The following is a 17,191-nucleotide window of genomic DNA, read 5'->3' on the forward strand; positions in this document are numbered from 1 at the left end:
ATGTTCACCGTTAGCGAACACCAGGACGAACCGCGTGCGGGCGGGTTTTAGAGCAGGTCGCGCAGAACAGGGTCCGCGATGTTGAGCACCGCGGCGCGGGCGTCTGCGGCGGTGGGGGCATCCACGGCGTAGTTGGCCATCTGGCGGCACGTGTCAAGGTCGTGCAGGCGCAGCGCGGCGCGCACCGCGCTGACCTTCCCCGGCGCCATGGACAGGGAGGTAACCCCCAGGCCCACCAGCACGAGCGCCATGAGCGGGTCGCCTCCCGCCTCCCCGCACACGCCGACCGGCTTGCCGGTCGCCGCCCCGCCCTGGCAGGTAGCGCGGATCATCGACAGTACCGCCGGCTGCCAGGGGGTGAGCAGGTGCGCCAGCTCCCCTTGCATGCGGTCGGCCGCCATCGTGTACTGGGAGAGGTCGTTGGTGCCGATGGAGGCGAAGTCCACCAGCGAGAGCAGCTGCTTCGCCCGGATCGCCGCCGCGGGGGTTTCCACCATGATGCCCACCTTCGGAAGGCCGTGGGCGCGGGCCTTGGCCGCGAACCAGGTCGTCTCCTCCACCGTGGAGACCATCGGGGCCATCACCCACAGCTCGGCGTCCGGGACGGCCGCGCCGGCTGCCGCCAGGGCGGCCAGTTGGGCGTCGAGAAGCTCTTCGCGCGCCTGCGACAGCCGCAGCCCGCGGCGGCCCAGCGCGGGGTTTTCCTCGGGCCCGAGGTCGGCGAAGCTCAGCGGCTTGTCGGCGCCGGCGTCTAAGGTGCGCACGACCACGCGGCGGGTGCCGAAGGACCGCAGCACCGCGGTGTAGGTGTCCGTCTGTTCCTCCACGCTCGGGGCGGACTCGCGTTCAAGGAAGAGGAATTCGGTGCGGAAGAGCCCGGAGCCTTCGAGGTCCTGTGCCGCGGCCGCGGCGGCGTCGTCGGTGGTTCCGATGTTGGCGAGGAGCTTCACCCGGTGCCCGTCACGGGTCGCGCCCTCCCCGGAGGAGCCTGCCAGCGCCACGGCACGGCGGCGGGAGCGCTCGGTGAGTTCGGCGACGTCGGTCGCGCTGGGGGCGACGATGACCTCGCCGACCCCGCCGTCGATGGCGATCTCCACCCGGGCCGCGCCTGCAAGCGCCTCGGTGACACCCTTGACCTGCACGGCCGCGGGGATGCCGAGCTGGGCGGCGAGGATGGCGGTGTGCGAGGTGGCCCCGCCGGCCTCGGTGACGATGCCGCGCACCATAGCCGGGTCCAGCGTCGCCGTCTCGGCAGGCGCGAGGTCGTGGGCCACGATCACCGCGGGCTCCGGGAGGTCGGGGATGCCGGGCTCTGCGACGCCGCGCAGGCGGGCGGTCGCGCGGTCGCGGATGTCGTAGAGGTCGGTGACCCGCTCCGCCATGTAGCCGCCCACCTTGCGCAGCTTGGCCGCGTACGTCTCCACTGCGTCGTGGATCGCCCGGGTCACGCCGGAGCCCTTCTTCAGCTCCTTGTCCACGCCCTTGACCAGGCCGCGGTCCGTCGCCAGCGCCGCGGTTGCTTCGAGCACCGCCTTCGAGGTTTCGGAGTTGGCGTGCCCGGCGCGCTCGCGCAGTGACGCCGCGACGTCGGCCAGCACCTCGCGCACGCGCTGGCCGTCGGCCTCCACGTCGGTGCAGGCGGGTTCGGATTCATCCACGCCCACGGCCGGGGCGACAACGGCGGCGGGGCCGGAGGCGGTTCCGGCGGCGACGCCGATTCCGTGGAGGACGAGGCGTTGAGTCATTTCTTCTTCCTTTCGGTCTCACCCAGCCGGACGATGTGCAGGCCGAGGTAGAGGATTTCATCTTCGGTCAGGGCGGTGTCGAAGCGCAGCTCGACCACCGCGGCGATCTTGCGCGCGCAGGCGATCTCGCGCGGGTAGGCGTCGACAAGCTGGCGCGTGAGGGGCGAGTGCGCGTGATCGAGTTGCTGGTTCCGGGTCAGCCGCACGAACAGGTAGCGCACGTGGGTGATGAAGCGAGCCACGCTTATCGACGCCATGTCCAACGCTTCCCCAAGCTCCGCTTCGACGACTTCCAGCATCTGCTGGATGATCCCGGTCATGCGGTACGTGTCGGACAGGTCGCCGGTGGCGAACCCGGCGTTGACGAGGTGCAGAGCTAGGGCGGTCGCCTCGGCGTCGGGAAGCTGGGCGTCGGCGGGCTGGCGGCGGTTGACCTCGGCGAGCAGCCTCACGCTCAGGTCCCACTCGCGCGGGTAGAGGTTGATCACCTCCGAGCGCAGCAGGTACGTCGCCTCCTCCCCTGTGCGGGCGCGCCACGAGGCGTATTCCAGGTGGTCCGCAATGGCCGTGATCAAGGTCAGCTTGTCCCGCAGCTGCTCGGGGGCGCCCACCGCCTCCAGCGCGGCCGTCACCTGGGCGATGCGGTGCTCGGGCAGGTGCGCGAGCATTTCCGCGGAGTGGTCCGGGTCCCGCCCGTCGGAGGGCACGAAGACGCGCGCCACCTTGGCGTCGTCCACGACGTCGCCCCGGCGCGCGCCGAAGCCGACCCCTCTGCCCGTGACAACAACCTCGCCCTCGCCGCCACGGGCGAGCACGACGTTGTTGTTGAACACGCGCAGGATCTGCATGTCAATTGATTCTACCGACGCGCGGCTCTACCTGGTCACTTCCAGGACCGGGTCGCCGGCGCCGACGGTGCCGTCCGCGATGTCCGCGACGCCGGCCATGCTCTTGGTGTTGACCACCGTGGTGATCACCGTCGCGTCGTGGCCGGCCCTAGCGACGGCGCCGAAGTCCACGCGGGCCAGCGCATCACCCGCGCCGACCGCCTGCTTCTTGGCCACGAGCGGGGTAAAGCCCTCGCCCTTCATGTCGACGGTGTCGATGCCGATGTGCACCAGCACCTCGACGCCGTCGTCGGTCTTGATGCCGTAGGCGTGGCCGGTCTTGGCCACCGAGATCACCGTGCCCGCCACCGGGGACACGACCGTGCCTTCGGCCGTCACCGCCGGGGTGATGCCGACCGCCGTTCCCAGCGCGCCCGACGCGAACGCCTTGTCACCCAGGGCCTCCATGGCCACCGCCTCACCGGCGATGGGGGCGAGCAGCTGCGTGGCCGCGGCCGGGGCTGCGGCCGGGGCGTCCTGCACCGGCGCTGCGGCCGGGGTTTCGGCCGGGGTTTCGGCCGGGGCGTCGGCCGGGGCGTCGACAAGCGCCTGCGCCGCCGCCTTCTCCTCGGCCGTGCGGTAGTCGCTGAGGTAGATGAGGACGAACGCGGTGAAGAACGCCACCGCGATAGCCACGACGTACACCCACACCGGGTTGAACACCGGGATTGTCAGCAAGGAGGTGAACACGAACGCGCTGGTCTGCACCCCGTCGAACGGGGCGGAGAGGATCGCGATGACCACGCCGCCCGTGAAGCAGCCGACGAGCATGCGCGGGTAAATGCGCTTGAACCGCAGGTGGATGCCGTAGAGCGAGGGCTCCGAGATGCCGCCGAACAGGCCGGCCGCCAAAGCGGACCCCGCGGTCTGGCGCATCACCGTGTCGCGGTCGCGAATGGAGATCGCCAAGACGGCGGCCGTCGCGCCGAAGCAGGCGAAGTTCCACACGCCCATGGGGCCCTGGATGAAGTCGTAGCCCAGCGTCTGGATGTTGACGAGCATGAGGGCGTTGAGCGGCCAGTGCAGTCCGAGCGGGACCAGGAAGGGGTAGAGCATCGGGATGGCGATGGCGAAGATGAACGGAGCGTTGGTGTTCAAGAAGGCCAGGCCGGTGCCGATCCAGGCGCCGAGCGCGTAGCCCAGCGGGCCGATCACCAGGGCGGTGAACGGGATCATGACGAGCAGGGTGAAAAACGGCACGAACACCATGTGCACGGACGAGGGAATGACTCTCTGCAGGCCCTTGTATACAGCCGCCGCGATGGCGGCCATGATGAGCGGGACGAACACGTTGCCCGAGTAGTCAGGCAGGTACATCGGCAGCCCCATCACGGTGACGCGGGAGACCTCGGAGCCGAGCAAGGCGTTCGTCTGGGTCACCGCCTCGGGGTGCTCGGCAAGCCCGGAAAAGTCCGGGGTGAACAGGGCCAACATGACCACCGCGGGAACCCACGGGTCGATGTTGAGCTTCTTTCCGGCGTTGTAGGCCACCATGACCGGCAGGAAGAAGAACACGGAGCGCCACATGGCGTCGACGAACTGCCAGCCCGGGGTCTTAACCTCCGCGCGGAAGTCGGCCACCCCGAACGCGTCCATCACCGCGGCGAACGCGATAATCAGCGACGCCCCGAGCAGAACGCCCAGGATCGGGCGGAAGGAGTCGGAGAGGTACTCGAAGAAGGCGTCCAGCCAGGACACCTTCCCCTTCACCCGGGCGCGCTGCTCCGCCTTGATGTCGTCGGCGGAACGGGTGTCAGAGCCGGTTTGCATCTCCGGCAGCGCCTTGAGCGCGTTGTACACGTTCGCCACGTCGCCGCCGATGATGACCTGGTAGTGCGACCCGCCCTGAGGGACGGCCCCCATGACCTTCGGGACGGATTCGAGTTTGGCCTTGTCGGCCAGGGAGGCGTCGTTAAGCTCAAAGCGAAGACGCGTCGCGCAGTGGGTGAGGGAAGCGATGTTTCCGGCGCCGCCGATGCCGTCGAGAATGTCCTCGGCCTGCGACTGCAGGCTGGACGTGGAAGTGGCCATTGTGCCAATCCTTTCTGAAAAAGTGGCCAGGGAATGCAAAAGACCTGGAACCGGACGCGACAATGCGCCAGTTCCAGGTCTTGCCCCGCTGTCACAAGCGGGTAACAACCCTGTGGTTGAGATGTATCTAGATGGTAAGCCCCGCACCACAGCGGAGGCAATCGGCGGGGGTGGCGGAGACCAGAAAAAGGGGTACGTAGTGATGCGCACCACACGTCCGGCGGTTCTGCTGTGTGGGTCCCCGCTCAGCGGGCCCGCGAAAGGGGCAGAGGCTAGTTCGCCTCGGGCTTGACCATCGGGAACAGCACGGTCTCGCGGATGCCCAGCCCGGTCAGGGCCATGAGCAGGCGGTCCACGCCCATGCCGGTGCCGGCGGTCGGCGGCATGCCCTGCTCCATTGCGGCGAGGAAGTCCTCGTCGAGCACCATCGCCTCGTCATCGCCGTGCGCGGCCAGGCGAGCCTGGTCCACGAAGCGCTCGCGCTGGATCACCGGGTCCACCAGCTCGGAGTAGCCGGTGGCCAGCTCGAAGCCGCGGACGTAGAGGTCCCACTTCTCGGTCACCCCGGGTTTCTCGCGGTGGTCGCGCGTGAGCGGGGAGGTCTCGACGGGGAAGTTGATCACGAAGGTGGGCTCGTAGAGCTGGTCGGAGCACAGCTCCTCCCAGATCTCCTCCACGAGCTTGCCGTGCAGCCACCCGGCGTTGGCGGGCACCTTCAGCCCGATCGCCTCGGCGATGCCGGTCAGCTCCTCCACCGTGGAGTCGATGGTCACCTCTGGCTGGCCGGGGAACTTGCGCGCCAGGGCCTCATTGAGTGAGGGGTACATCTCCAGGACTTTCCACTCGCCGGAGAAGTCGTACACGCTGCCGTCGGCAAGCGTGACCTGCTGCGAGCCAAAGACCTCCTCCGCACAGAACTGCACGAGGCCCTTGATCATCTCCGCGCCGTCGGCGTAGGTGCCCCACGCCTGGTAGGTCTCCAGCATGGTGAACTCCGGGGAGTGCGAGGAATCCACGCCTTCGTTGCGGAAGTTGCGGTTGATCTCGAAGACGCGCTCGATGCCGCCGACGACGCAGCGCTTGAGGTAGAGCTCGGGCGCGATGCGCAAGTACAGGTCGATGTCGAGCGCGTTGGAGCGGGTCACAAACGGCCGGGCGGCCGCACCGCCGTGCAGTGTCTGCAGCATCGGGGTCTCCACCTCGACGAAGTCGAGGCCGGTGAGGTACTTGCGCACGGCCGCGGTGACTTTGATGCGGGTCATGGCGTTGTCGCGCGCCGCCTCGCGCATGATCAGGTCGGTGTAGCGACGGCGCACCCGCTGCTCCTCGTTCATCTCCGCGAAGGCGACCGGCAGCGGGCGCAGCGCCTTCGACGCCATCTGCCACCGCGCCGCCATGACGGAGAGCTCGCCGCGTTTCGACGCAATGACGCGCCCCGTCACCGACACGATGTCCCCCAGGTCGACGTCGTCCTTCCAGCTGGCCAGGGCGTCCTCGCCGACCTCGGCCAGCGACAGCATGACCTGCAGCTGCGTGCCGTTGCCCTCCTGCAGGCTGGCGAAGCACAGCTTCCCGGTGTCGCGCTTGAACATCACGCGCCCGGTCACCGAGACGGTGTCCTGGGTCTCCTCGCCCGGTGCGAGGACGGTCACGCCCGGGGCGTCGGCGGGCTCGCCCTCACCTTCGACCACCACAGTGTAGGCGGCGCGGAGGTCTTTCAACGAGGTGGTGCGCTCAACGCGTGCCGGGTAGGCGCCGCGCCCGTCGTCGATAAGCTTCTGGCGCTTGGCGCGTCGGAATTGCTGCTGCTCGCTGATGTCGTGGGTGTCCGGGCTCTGGGTAGTCACACTGACATAGGCTAGTCGGTCGCCTCCGCGGGCGTGGCGAGCACCCTGGTCTCGGCGCTTACCCCTCGATGTTTTTGAATCCCACACCCACGGGCACCCCGACGTTGTCGCTTAAGTGCACGCCGCCGAGGGTGACGGCGCCGAGCAGGCGGGCGTCGCCACGCGTCGGCGCGGGCCCGAAGGCGAGGTCGCGCAACTCGAGGTAGTCGGGGACGAGCCCGGCGGCCGCGAGCACCCCGCGCGCGGTGTCGAGGATGGCGTCGGCGCCGCGCTCGGCGACGTGCGCCCCGGCCGTCAGCGCGGCCGACAGCGCCAGCGCGGCGTCGCGGTCGGCCTCGGGTACGTCAGCGTTGCGCAGCGACATGGCCACGCCCCCGGAAGCGCGCACGGTGGGCACGCTGTGCAGCCTGGCCTCCATCCGCAGCGCGCTGACCGCCTTTTGGGTTGCCACCAGCAACTCGAAATCCTTCTCCCCCAGCACGATGTCGGTGGCGTGGGTGGCGTGGGCTGCGGCGAGCACATGAGCCACATCTCGGGCGATCGCCTCCGCGTCCTCCAGGTGGTCCATGCCCGTGCGCACCGACACCCCGCGCCCGAGCTCGCCATGGAAGACCACGTCGACCTTCTCCTCGGCGAAGACCTCCGGCACCTCGGCGCCGCGGTAGGTCACCATCACGACCGCGCCCAGCAGCGAGCGCGCCGCGCGGATCAGCTGGATGTGGCCGGCGTGGATGCCCTCGCCCAGCGGCACCACGACGACGGACTTGCCCACCTTCCGAAACGCGCGGCCGTACACCGCCAGCCGCTCCGGGTCGGTGACCACAACGGCCTGGCCTGACTCAAACGCCATCACTTACCTGCAATTCTTGTCTGTCTTCGAAAGCGCCCACAGCTCCACCTCGGCGTCGCCGGTGCGCTCCGCGTGCCGGCGTGCAATGTCGGCGAACAGCCGCGACGTCCCCAGCTCGGCGATGGCGCGGTGCATCCGTTCCATGTCGGCCGGCCCCGCCGCGGGCGCCGTGCCGGGGCGCGCCGCGAGGTAGTCCTCCTCGAACGCGTCGGCATCTTCGACGGCCGTGCGCAGCAGCTCGAACGAGTCCCACCGCACCGTGCGCTCCATCGCCGTGAGCTGGACCGCGGCGGCGATCACCGGGCGCGCGGTGTCCGCGATCGGGTGGTTGGTCCCGCCGATCTCCGCGATGAGCAGGCCGATCACGGTCTCACCGAGCTCGTCCGCGGCGGACGTGACCCAGTGGGCGCCGAAAATATTGTGCGCGGCCATGACGACGGCCCCGCGGGTCTCCGCGGCATCGAGAAGCTGCGTGCCCTCGAGCAGCGCGGTGTGGATGACCATCTGCCGCGGCCGGACGTAGGGCGCGAGCGTATCGACGCCCTCCCCCAGCCACTGCGCATCGTCCGCGTCGAGCAGGACGAGATCGACGTTGGCAACGTCCTCGGGCGCGTCGAGGCTCAAGGGACGCACCCGGTGCCCGGCACGCGCCAGGGCCCGGCTGAACTCGCCCTCGCCCCCGACCGCACCGATGGTGAGCCGAGGCGGCATCTAATCGGTCTCCTTCTGCGCCCGCGCGAGCAGCTCGGCGACGGTCAGCGAGCTGCGGCCGTGCTCGTCGCGCCGGCGGCGGCCCCCGCGGCGCTCGGTGACCGGCTGCTCCTGCGCGCGCGCCGGCGCGGGTTCGGCGGGCGCTGAGGGCTCTGAGGGCTCTGAGGGCTCTGAGGGCGCTGAGGGCGCTGAGGGCTCTGAGGGCTCCGAGGGCTGGGCCGGCGCTGCGGGCTCGGCGCTTTGCGCCTGGCGCTCACTGATGAGCTGCGACAGCGGGTTCTGCGCGTCTTTGAGACGGCTACTGCCCCCGAACCGTCCGGCGATCGCGTCGAAAGACGGGGCGCCGGCGGGGCGCGACGGCTCCTGGGCCGGCTCCTGGGCCGGCGTTTCGGCGGGCTTTTCGGCGGGCTGGCGCACGACCTTGATCTTCGCGGTGTCGTCGGTGGACGGGCCCGAGGCGGGCTTCACAGTGGGCGTCTCCACGGGCGCCTCCCGCTTCGTCGACCCGCCCGACCGTTCTAGCTCCGCCACGCGGCGAGCCTCGGCGCGCAGCGCGGCGGGCTCGTACTCGAACTGCCGCCCGGCGAGCTCCTCCAGCTGGGCGCGCAGGCGCGCGAGCTCCGCCTGAATCTCGCGCAGCACCTCTGTGTCCGCGCCGGGATCGGCGGGGCGTTCGTTCTCGCGCGCGTGGGCGAGCGCCGCGCGGTCGGCTTCCCCGCGGGCCTGCGCGGCGTCGAGCTCGGCCTGAAAGCGCTGCTCACGCGCCTCCAGCTCGCGCTCGGCGTTCTCGCGGTCGCGGCGTAGGCGCGTCGCCACAAGCACGCCGGCGGCCGCGGCCCACAGCGCGAGGACGAGAGAGATTTTCAGGACGTTCGCCGAGTTGGTGAACAGCATGACCACGGTGCCCACGATGGCCAGGAGGAAGGGCACGACGATCCACAGCGCGGAATTGTCGCGGGTCTCGCTGGTCGGCTTCTCGGCATTCATGCCCAACACCTTAGCTGGCAGCTTCACCCTCGGTGGGTGGCGACACCTCGCACGCGCGCTCCAGCACAACCCCCGCGATCGCGAGCGCGAGGCCCCCGAACGTCCCGGAGAGGGTGCCAGGGAGGTCGGACTGCGCGGCCGCGAGGACGTCGATACGCGGGGCGATGTAGATGAGCAGACCCGCAAACAGGCCGCCGCAGATCGCGCCGGACCAGGCGCTGGCCTTGCCCAGCAGCATGAAGTTGGCCGCCATCATGGGGTTGAGCTGGGAGCGGTCGAGCCCGACGTTGCCCTCCTCCCGCCGCTTGGCCACCATGTAGGCGATAAACAGGCAGGTCGCGGCCACGATCCACAGCGGCAGGGACGCGGTGACGCCGACGGTGGTCAGCGCCCCGTAGAAGCGGCGCACGAGGATGAAGGCGGCCGCGGCCATGAACCCGGCAAGCGCCGTCAGCGCGGCGATGGATGTTCTGGTCACAGCTTTCTCACCCCTTCGTCGCCCAGCTTATCGACGATCCCCGCAACGCTCTCCCCGCCCAGCCGCGCCCCCGGCTCGATCTCCAGCCAGGGGACGAGCACGAACGCGCGCTCGCGGGCGCGGGGGTGGGGAACGGTGAGGTCGGGGTCGTCGGAGGTATAGCCGGCGATGTCGACGATGTCGACGTCGAGGGTGCGCGGGCCCCAGCGCACGTCGCGCACCCGCCGGGCGTTGCGCTCGAGCGCTTGGCAGCGGCGCAGGAGCTCCTCGGGGGTCTGGTCGACCTCCACGATCAGCGTTTGGTTGAGAAAGTCTCTTTGCTCCACCCCGCCCCACGGCGCGGTGGCGTAGAGGGAGGACTGCGCGACGAGCTCGCCGGCAAACTCTTGGGCCACGCTGGCGAGGTGGGCGCGGGAGTCCTCCATGTTCGAGCCTGCGGACAGTACTGCGCGCACGGCGCCTACCTCCTCAGGTTCTTGCGGGAGCGGCGGGCGACGACGGCCACGTCATCGAAGACGAGCGGGATGGGGGCGTGCGGCTTGTGCACGGTGACTTCGACGGCGTGGAGCGCGGCGTAGGTGTTCAGTGCGGTGTCGGCGATCTCGGTGGCCACGGTTTCCACCAGCTGGCGCGGGGTGCCCGTGGCGATGTCGTGGGCCAGCTGCGCGAGCTCGGCGTAGTTGACGGTCTTCGCCAGGTCGTCATCGCGCGCGGCGTCGGCGAAGTCGAGCCAGCACACGATGTCGAGGGTGAACGCCTGGCCGTGCTGCGTCTCGTGCGGCAGCACGCCGTGGTGGGCGTAGACCTTCAGCCCCGTCAGCTCGATGCGGTCAGCCACGGCCGCCGCCCCGCTGGTCGCGTGCTTGGTTCGCTGCTTGGTTCGCTGCTTGGTTCCAGGCGGCCGCGACGTCGACCGCGTCGCGGGAGGCCGCGACCTCGTGCACCCGCACGCACCACGCGCCCATCTGCGCGGAGATCGCGGTGACGGCGGCGGTGGCCGGGTCGGCGTCGATAGGCCCGTGGTCGAGCCCCCGGCCGGCGCGGATTGCCGTGAGGAAGCGCTTGCGCGACGCCCCCACCAGCACTGGGAACTCCCCGGCAATGAAGTCCGGCAGCGACGCGAGCAGCGCCCAGTTCTCCTCGGCCGTCTTGGCAAATCCGAGGCCCGGGTCCACGACGATCTGGCTGCGCTCCACGCCCGCGGCGATCGCGTCGTCAATGCAGCGCTCAAGCAGGGCGTGCACGTCGGAGGTGACGTCGCCGCCGTGGTCAGAAGCACCCGCGGCGGACACGAACACGTCGGTGCGCCAGTGCATGAGGCACACCGGCAGCCGGCTCTCGGCCATGACGCGGTACATGTCCGGATCCGCCAGGCCCGCGGAGACGTCATTGATCAGGTCGACGCCCGCCTCCGCGGCGACGGCCGCCGTGGAGGCGCGCATCGTGTCCACGGAGGTGCGGATGCCCTCGGCGTGCAGGCCCTCGATGACGGGGCGGATGCGCTGGGCCTCCACCTCGGCGGGCACGCGGGTGGCCCCGGGGCGCGTCGATTCGGCGCCGACGTCGATGATGTCCGCGCCGAGGGCGACCAGCTCGCGGGCGTGGCCGAGCGCCGCGTCCACGTCGAGCCACCGGCCGCCGTCGGAAAACGAGTCCGCGGTGACGTTGACAATCCCCATCACCAGGGTGCGCCCCGGCACCGTCAGCTCTGCGACACTCACCATCGGATACCTACCTCCTGATCAAGCTGAGCACCTCGGCGCGCGAGGCGGCGTTGTGCTGGAAACCCCCGCGCACGGCGGACGTGGTGGTCACCGCCCCCGGCTTCCGGATGCCCCGCATCGCCATACAGAGGTGTTCGCACTCGAGCACGACGATGACGGCCTGCGCGCCTAGCTTGCTCACGAGGGCATCGGCGATCTGGCCGGTGAGGCGCTCCTGCACCTGCGGACGCTTGGCGTAAAGGTCGGCCAGGCGAGCCAGCTTAGACAGCCCGGTCACTTTCCCCTCCGGGCCGGGAATGTAGCCGATGTGCGCCTTGCCGTAGAACGGCACGAGGTGGTGCTCGCACGTGGAGTAAATCGGAATGTCGTGCACGAGCACGAGCTCCTGGTGGTCCTCGGCGAACGTCTTCTCCAGCACGTCGGTGGGCTCGGAGTGCAGGCCGACGAAAATCTCCTCGTAGGAGCGCGCAACCCGCGCGGGCGTCTCCACCAGGCCCTCCCGGTCCGGGTCCTCGCCCACGGCGATGAGCAGCTCCCGCACCGCTGCCTCGGCGCGGGCCCGATCGAACTTAGCGGTCACGGTCATCACCCACCCGCGGGATCTCAGTGGTTTCGGCATCGCTCGGCTTGGCGACGTCCGCGGCGTCCCTCCTCGGCGCCTCCTCGACCCCGTCCGCGGCGTCCTCAGCGGCGCCTACCGCGGTGCTGCCCGGCTTCGCATGCTTGCCGACGCTCCGCGCCGTGTCCGTCCACTCGTGGTCGGGGCGCTCGTTGACGGGCAGCTGGAAACCGACCGGCGCCTCGGCGGGCGCGGCCTCCTCCGGCTGGCCGTAGTTGCGCACGCCGGGGTGCTCGCCCTGGGCGCCGGGGTAGGTCCACCCGGCCGGAGGCTGAGGCCCCCCGTACTCGGGCATCCGGGGTTTGTCCTGGCCGCCGTCCTGGCCGCCCGGGCGCCAGCGGGTGGAGCCGCCCTGCTGACCTGCTCCGGCATTCTTCGCCTCGCGCTCGGCCATGCGCCGCTCGCGGGCGCTTCGCGACATCTCCAGCAGCGACACCCGCTTCGGCGGCTCCTCCCCGCGCTCCTCGGCTAGCTCGACCGGGGTCTTCACCGGCTCGCGGCCGGCCTGCGCGGTGAACCGCTCGTCCACCACCGGCAGGCCCGAGGGCTGCGGCTCGATGCCGTCGAAGATCACCTCGAGGTCGGGCCGGCGCAGCGTCTCCTTCTCCAAAAGCTTCGTCGCCAGGGCGTCGAGGTAGTCGCGGTGGGCGGAGAGGATGGAGTAGGCGCGCTGGTGGGCGGCGTCGATAAGCTCGTGCACCTCGCGGTCGATGGTCTCGGCGACCGCGGGCGAGTACTCGTACTGGTTGCCCGCGCCGAAGCGGGAGAACGGGTCGCCCTGCTCCGTGCCGTACTTCACCGCACCGAGGACGCTGGACATGCCGTACTCGGTGACCATCGCGCGGGCGATCTTGGTCGCCTGCTCGATATCGGAGCTCGCGCCGGTGGTGGGCTCGCCGAAGACGAGCTCCTCGGCAGCGCGCCCGCCCATTGCGAACACGAGGCGGGCGTAGAGCTCGTCGCGGTTGTACATGCCCTTGTCATCCTCCTGCGCCGTCATGGCGTGGCCGCCGGTGCGGCCGCGGGCGAGGATGGTGACCTTGTACACGCGCTCGATGTCCTCCAGCGCCCAGGCGGCCAGCGTGTGGCCGCCCTCGTGGTAGGCGGTGACCTTCTTTTCCTTCTCGGAGATGATCTTGGCGCTGCGGCGCGGCCCGCCGATCACGCGGTCCGTGGCCTCCTCCAGCGCGTCGGCCGTGATCACGTTGCCGCCCACGCGGGCCGTCAGAAGAGCGGCCTCGTTGAGCACGTTGGCGAGATCGGCGCCGCTCATGCCGGCGGTTCGCTTGGCCAGCGCGTCTAGGTCGGCGTCGGGGCCGAGCGGCTTGTCCTTGGCGTGGACCTTGAGGATCTGCTGGCGTCCGGCCAGGTCCGGATTGGTCACCGGGATCTGGCGGTCGAAACGGCCCGGGCGCAGCAGCGCGGGGTCCAAGATGTCGGGGCGGTTCGTCGCCGCGATGAGGATCACGCCCTCGCGCGGGCCGAAGCCGTCCATCTCCACCAGCAGCTGGTTCAGCGTCTGCTCGCGCTCGTCGTGCCCGCCGCCGGTGCCGGAGCCGCGCTGGCGACCCACCGCGTCGATCTCGTCGACGAAGATGATGCAGGGCGAGTTCTCGCGGGCCTGCTTGAACAGGTCGCGCACGCGCGAGGCGCCGACGCCGACGAACATCTCCACGAAGTCCGAGCCCGAGATGGAATAGAACGGCACACCGGCCTCGCCGGCGACGGCGCGGGCCAGCAAGGTCTTGCCGGTACCGGGCGGGCCGTAGAGCAGAACGCCGCGGGGGATCTTCGCGCCCAGCTTCTCGTAGATGCCCGGGTCCTGCAGGAAGTCGACCACCTCCTGCAACTCGTCGACGGCCTCGTCCGCGCCCGCCACATCCGCGAACGTGTTCGTCGGGTTGTCCTTGGTCAGCTGCTTCGCCCTCGAACCGCCGATGCCGAACATGCCGCCGCCCGCCTGCATCCGGTACATCAGGTAGAACAGCAGGCCGAAGATGAGGATCATCGGCAGCATGAAGCCCAGCAAGGACATCAGGAACGAGTCCTGCGTCACGTTCGTCTCATAGCTGTCCGCCCCGGAGGAACGCACCGCGTCAAAGACCTCGGGCGTGGTCCGCGCGGGGTACTGGGCCATGACGGACTCCACGCCCTCGCGCTCGTCGACGGTGATCGGCTCGCGCAGGTCGATGCGGACGCGCTGCTCGCGGTCGTCGATCTGCACCTCGCGGGCGTTGTTGTCCTGCAGCTGCTCCAGGGCGACGGAAGTGTCCACCGGCTGGTACCTGCGGGTGTCGTCACCGATGAGGGTGAACAGGTAGAGGACAATCAGGGCGACGGCGGCGAAAACGCCCCACCGCAAAACTTTGTTGTTTTCCATGTATTCCTGGGTTTCGGGAGCTTAAATTTCCACTGGCTCGGGGCCTTCGTCGCGGCCCGGGGTGGGCTGCTCCCCTTCGGTCACGTCCGAGTACACCCGCGGGTGCAGGGTGCCCACGTACGGCAGGTCGCGGTAGCGCTCCGCGTAGTCCAGCCCGTAGCCCACGACGAATTCGTTCGGGATGTCGAAGCCGATGTCGAGCAGGTTGACCTTGGCCGTCTGCACCTCCGGCTTGCGCAGCAGGGTGATCACGTTGAGCGACTTCGGGCCGCGCCCGGCCAAGTTCTTCATCAGCCAGGACAGGGTCAGCCCGGAGTCGATGATGTCCTCCACGATGAGCACGTCACGGCCCGCGATGTCCTTGTCCAGGTCCTTGAGAATGCGGACGACGCCCGAGCTGGTTGTCGACGACCCGTAGGAGGACACCGCCATGAATTCCAGCTGGCAAGGAATGTCGAGCTGGCGGGCGAAGTCGGTGAGGAAGAACACCGCGCCCTTGAGCACGCATACCAAGATGAGCTCCTGCTCGGCGTCGCGGTACTTCTCCGAGACCAAATCTGCGAGTTCCTGCACGCGAGTGGCCAGTTCGGCCTCCGAAATGAGGATAGCCTCTACATCGCCACCGTAAGGGTTGGCCGGGACATTGAAGTCCTTCGTGTCATGCAGCTCGGTCATAGCGTCACATTGTGCCACTTAAACGGGGGTTTGGACAACCACGGTTATCTACGGTCAGCCACGACCAACCACGACCAACTCCGCGCCGACGCGCCGCACCGCCCGTCCGCCCCCGACGTCGATAGGCCCCTGGCCGTGCCAGCGGACGACAAGGCCCTCAATGGCTCCTAGCTGCGCACCGTGGACCCGCACCCCGCAACTGTGCAGCCAGGCCGCCAGCCGGCGCCGGCGCACGGGCCCCGGGGCGGCGGCGAGCGCGGCGCAGTCGGAGGTGGCGGTAACGTCCACCAGCGACTCCAACAACTCGTTGTCCGCCGCGATCCGGTGCGCCGCTGTGGCCAGCGCCGGCACGCTGTCGCCGCCGATGAGTTCGCTGAGCTGCGGGATCACGCGCTTGCGCACCGCCACCCGCCGAAACGCCTCATCGTCGTTCATCGGATCCTGCCAGGGCTCCACCCCCAACTCGGCGCACGCGCCCGACGTGTCCGCGCGGCGCAGCTTAAGAAACGGGCGCACCACTCCGCGCGCCGTGCGCACCGGCATGCCGGAGGGGTTGCCGCGCAACGCCCCGAGCAGCAGCGTCTCGGCCTGGTCATCGGCGGTGTGAGCCACCCACACGTCCACCCCGAACGACAACAGCGCGTCGTAGCGCGCCTCGCGGGCGCGCGCCTCCACGCTCTCCCCCTCGTTCCCTTCCGCCACGACCTCCACCGGCACCACCGACGCCTCCACCCCCCACGCCCGCGCCTGCGCGGCGGCGCGCTCCGCCACCGCGGCGGACCCGGCCTGCAGGCCATGATCCACCACCACGGCCCGCACATCCTTGCGCTCCGCGGCCGCCGCGGCCACCAACGCGAGCGAATCGGCCCCGCCCGAGAGCCCGATGACGGCGGGGCCGTGGAATGCGTCGAGGGAGCGTCGACAAGCAAGAAAATGCGGCGAGCGGCGCGGCCAGAAGGGCTGCATCAGTAGTCCCTGAGCGCGGAGGCGAGCGTATCGAGTGCGCGGCGCGCGGGCAGGATGTCCGAATCGTTCGACAGCAGCGCAAACGTGTACACGTTGCCCGCGCGGCTGGTCACCGTGCCGACGAGCGCGGAGGTGTCATCCAGCGTCCCCGTCTTCGCGCGGACCCAGCCGCGGCCCGGCAGCTGCTCGTAACGGTCCTCGAGCGTACCCTCGCCGTGTGCGACGGGAAGTGCCTCCAGCAGCGCGGCGAGCTCGCTGCCCTGCGCCGCCGAGAGCACCACGGCGTCGAGAAGCGCAGGGGTGATGAGGTTGAGGGTGGACAAACCGGAAGAATCCGCGAGCGTGGTGCCCGAGACGTCGAAGCCGCGCTCCGCCAGCACATCCAGTGTCGCCTGCGGCGCGGACGACCCGCGGTGCAGCGCGACCTCGCGGCCGATCGCCTCCGCCATGACGTTGTCCGAGTTCTTCATCATCGCGCGCAGCCGCGTGACGAGGTCCGGCGACTGCACCTGCGCCACCACCTCGGCACCCAGCGCGGCCGCGCCAAACCCGACCGTGTCGGCGCCGACCCGATCCGCCAGCGCCTGCGCCACGTCCAGCGCCGGGGTGTGGGAACGCGGCACGTCGCCCTCCGTGACGTCTAAGCCGCGGCCGCCGTTGAGCATCGCCGGCTCCAGCGGGGCGACGTAGCCGGCGTCAATGTCCGCCGGGTCCCAGCCGGGCAGCATCGTCTCCGCAGGCCACAGCGACGTGTCGATCGACACCGAGCTCGCCTCTCCGATCTGGCGGGCAAGCTCATCCATGCCTTCCGCGTTCATCCACACATCCCCCGCCGCCTTGATCACCACCTCCCCCGGCTGGGTGCCGCGCACCACCTGCGTCGTGATGGTGTCCGCCGCACCGAGCTCCGTGATCGCCGCCGCGCCGGTCAGCACCTTCGTGCTCGACGCCGGGCGCAGCGCCGCGTCCGGCTGGATGTCGAAAACGGTCTCGCCGGTCGCGGCGTCGCTAATGCGCGCGTGGAACGTCCCCAATGCCGGATCGGCGGCCAGGGACGCGAGCGCGTCGTCACGCGCCCGCTCATCCACGGGCTCGGGACTCGCCGGCACCAGCAGCGGCGCCGCGGCGGGCAGCTGGTAGGCCGGAGCCACCTCCAGCGCCCCGAGCTCGCGCTGCGCGACCACACCGAAACCCGCGACACCCGCCACAGCGGCGAGTGCCACCGCGCTGGTCACCCACGTCCACAATTTCATCGGCGACAACCTTAGCCCACGTATGATGGAGCACGATT

Annotated in this window: 16 protein-coding genes; all 16 read right to left on the reverse strand. The window is 70.0% G+C overall.

The window, feature by feature from the left end:
- Window positions 1-47: 47 nt before the first annotated feature.
- The 16 genes from ptsP to dacB all read right to left on the reverse strand — a co-directional run bounded on the left by ptsP (window position 48) and on the right by dacB (window position 17,153).
- On the reverse strand, window positions 48-1,745 hold the full coding sequence (gene ptsP, locus BLS40_RS06375) for a phosphoenolpyruvate--protein phosphotransferase (RefSeq protein ID WP_092150223.1): 1,698 nt from the start codon (window positions 1,743-1,745) through the stop codon (window positions 48-50).
- A complete protein-coding gene (locus BLS40_RS06380) occupies window positions 1,742-2,593 on the reverse strand; it encodes a PRD domain-containing protein (RefSeq protein WP_092150226.1) in 852 nt (283 codons plus the stop codon). The genes ptsP and BLS40_RS06380 overlap by 4 nt, the downstream gene beginning before the upstream one ends.
- A 27-nt stretch (window positions 2,594-2,620) precedes the next feature.
- Complete coding sequence (locus BLS40_RS06385; protein WP_092150229.1) at window positions 2,621-4,663, reverse strand: glucose PTS transporter subunit IIA; 2,043 nt, start codon at window positions 4,661-4,663, stop codon at window positions 2,621-2,623.
- A 272-nt stretch (window positions 4,664-4,935) separates the two neighbouring features.
- Window positions 4,936-6,510 carry a lysine--tRNA ligase gene (gene lysS, locus BLS40_RS06390; protein ID WP_092150232.1) on the reverse strand — a complete coding sequence of 525 codons (1,575 nt, stop codon included), beginning with the start codon at window positions 6,508-6,510 and terminating at the stop codon, window positions 4,936-4,938.
- A 58-nt stretch (window positions 6,511-6,568) separates the two neighbouring features.
- The gene (locus tag BLS40_RS06395) at window positions 6,569-7,360 is read right to left on the reverse strand and encodes a pantoate--beta-alanine ligase (protein ID WP_092150235.1); all 792 of its coding nucleotides are present in this window, start codon (window positions 7,358-7,360) and stop codon (window positions 6,569-6,571) included.
- 3 nt (window positions 7,361-7,363) lie between these two features.
- Complete coding sequence (locus BLS40_RS06400; protein WP_092150238.1) at window positions 7,364-8,071, reverse strand: 6PGD fold domain-containing protein; 708 nt, start codon at window positions 8,069-8,071, stop codon at window positions 7,364-7,366.
- Window positions 8,072-9,058 carry a DUF6779 domain-containing protein gene (locus tag BLS40_RS06405; protein ID WP_157672446.1) on the reverse strand — a complete coding sequence of 329 codons (987 nt, stop codon included), beginning with the start codon at window positions 9,056-9,058 and terminating at the stop codon, window positions 8,072-8,074.
- A gap of 10 nt (window positions 9,059-9,068) precedes the next feature.
- Window positions 9,069-9,536: a DUF3180 domain-containing protein gene (locus tag BLS40_RS06410; RefSeq protein WP_092150241.1), complete on the reverse strand. Its 468-nt coding sequence runs from the start codon at window positions 9,534-9,536 to the stop codon at window positions 9,069-9,071.
- Entirely contained in the window at window positions 9,533-9,991 is a 459-nt protein-coding gene (folK, locus tag BLS40_RS06415; RefSeq protein WP_092150244.1) for a 2-amino-4-hydroxy-6-hydroxymethyldihydropteridine diphosphokinase, read from the reverse strand. Before folK ends, BLS40_RS06410 begins: the two co-directional genes overlap by 4 nt.
- A 5-nt stretch (window positions 9,992-9,996) precedes the next feature.
- Window positions 9,997-10,374: a dihydroneopterin aldolase gene (gene folB / locus BLS40_RS06420; RefSeq protein WP_092150247.1), complete on the reverse strand. Its 378-nt coding sequence runs from the start codon at window positions 10,372-10,374 to the stop codon at window positions 9,997-9,999.
- A complete protein-coding gene (folP, locus tag BLS40_RS06425) occupies window positions 10,367-11,260 on the reverse strand; it encodes a dihydropteroate synthase (RefSeq protein WP_407922399.1) in 894 nt (297 codons plus the stop codon). The genes folB and folP overlap by 8 nt, the downstream gene beginning before the upstream one ends.
- A 7-nt stretch (window positions 11,261-11,267) precedes the next feature.
- Entirely contained in the window at window positions 11,268-11,840 is a 573-nt protein-coding gene (gene folE, locus BLS40_RS06430) for a GTP cyclohydrolase I FolE (RefSeq protein WP_172808006.1), read from the reverse strand.
- Complete coding sequence (ftsH, locus tag BLS40_RS06435; RefSeq protein WP_092150253.1) at window positions 11,830-14,259, reverse strand: ATP-dependent zinc metalloprotease FtsH; 2,430 nt, start codon at window positions 14,257-14,259, stop codon at window positions 11,830-11,832. The genes folE and ftsH overlap by 11 nt, the downstream gene beginning before the upstream one ends.
- 21 nt (window positions 14,260-14,280) lie before the next feature.
- A complete protein-coding gene (hpt, locus tag BLS40_RS06440) occupies window positions 14,281-14,934 on the reverse strand; it encodes a hypoxanthine phosphoribosyltransferase (protein ID WP_172808007.1) in 654 nt (217 codons plus the stop codon).
- 54 nt (window positions 14,935-14,988) lie between these two features.
- The gene (tilS, locus tag BLS40_RS06445; protein ID WP_092150256.1) at window positions 14,989-15,900 is read right to left on the reverse strand and encodes a tRNA lysidine(34) synthetase TilS; all 912 of its coding nucleotides are present in this window, start codon (window positions 15,898-15,900) and stop codon (window positions 14,989-14,991) included.
- Window positions 15,900-17,153, reverse strand: a complete 1,254-nt coding sequence (dacB, locus tag BLS40_RS06450) for a D-alanyl-D-alanine carboxypeptidase/D-alanyl-D-alanine endopeptidase (RefSeq protein WP_092150259.1) — start codon at window positions 17,151-17,153, stop codon at window positions 15,900-15,902. The genes tilS and dacB overlap by 1 nt, the downstream gene beginning before the upstream one ends.
- Window positions 17,154-17,191 lie beyond the last annotated feature (38 nt).

It is taken from the genome of Corynebacterium mycetoides (genome assembly GCF_900103625.1).
Lineage (GTDB): Bacteria > Actinomycetota > Actinomycetes > Mycobacteriales > Mycobacteriaceae > Corynebacterium > Corynebacterium mycetoides.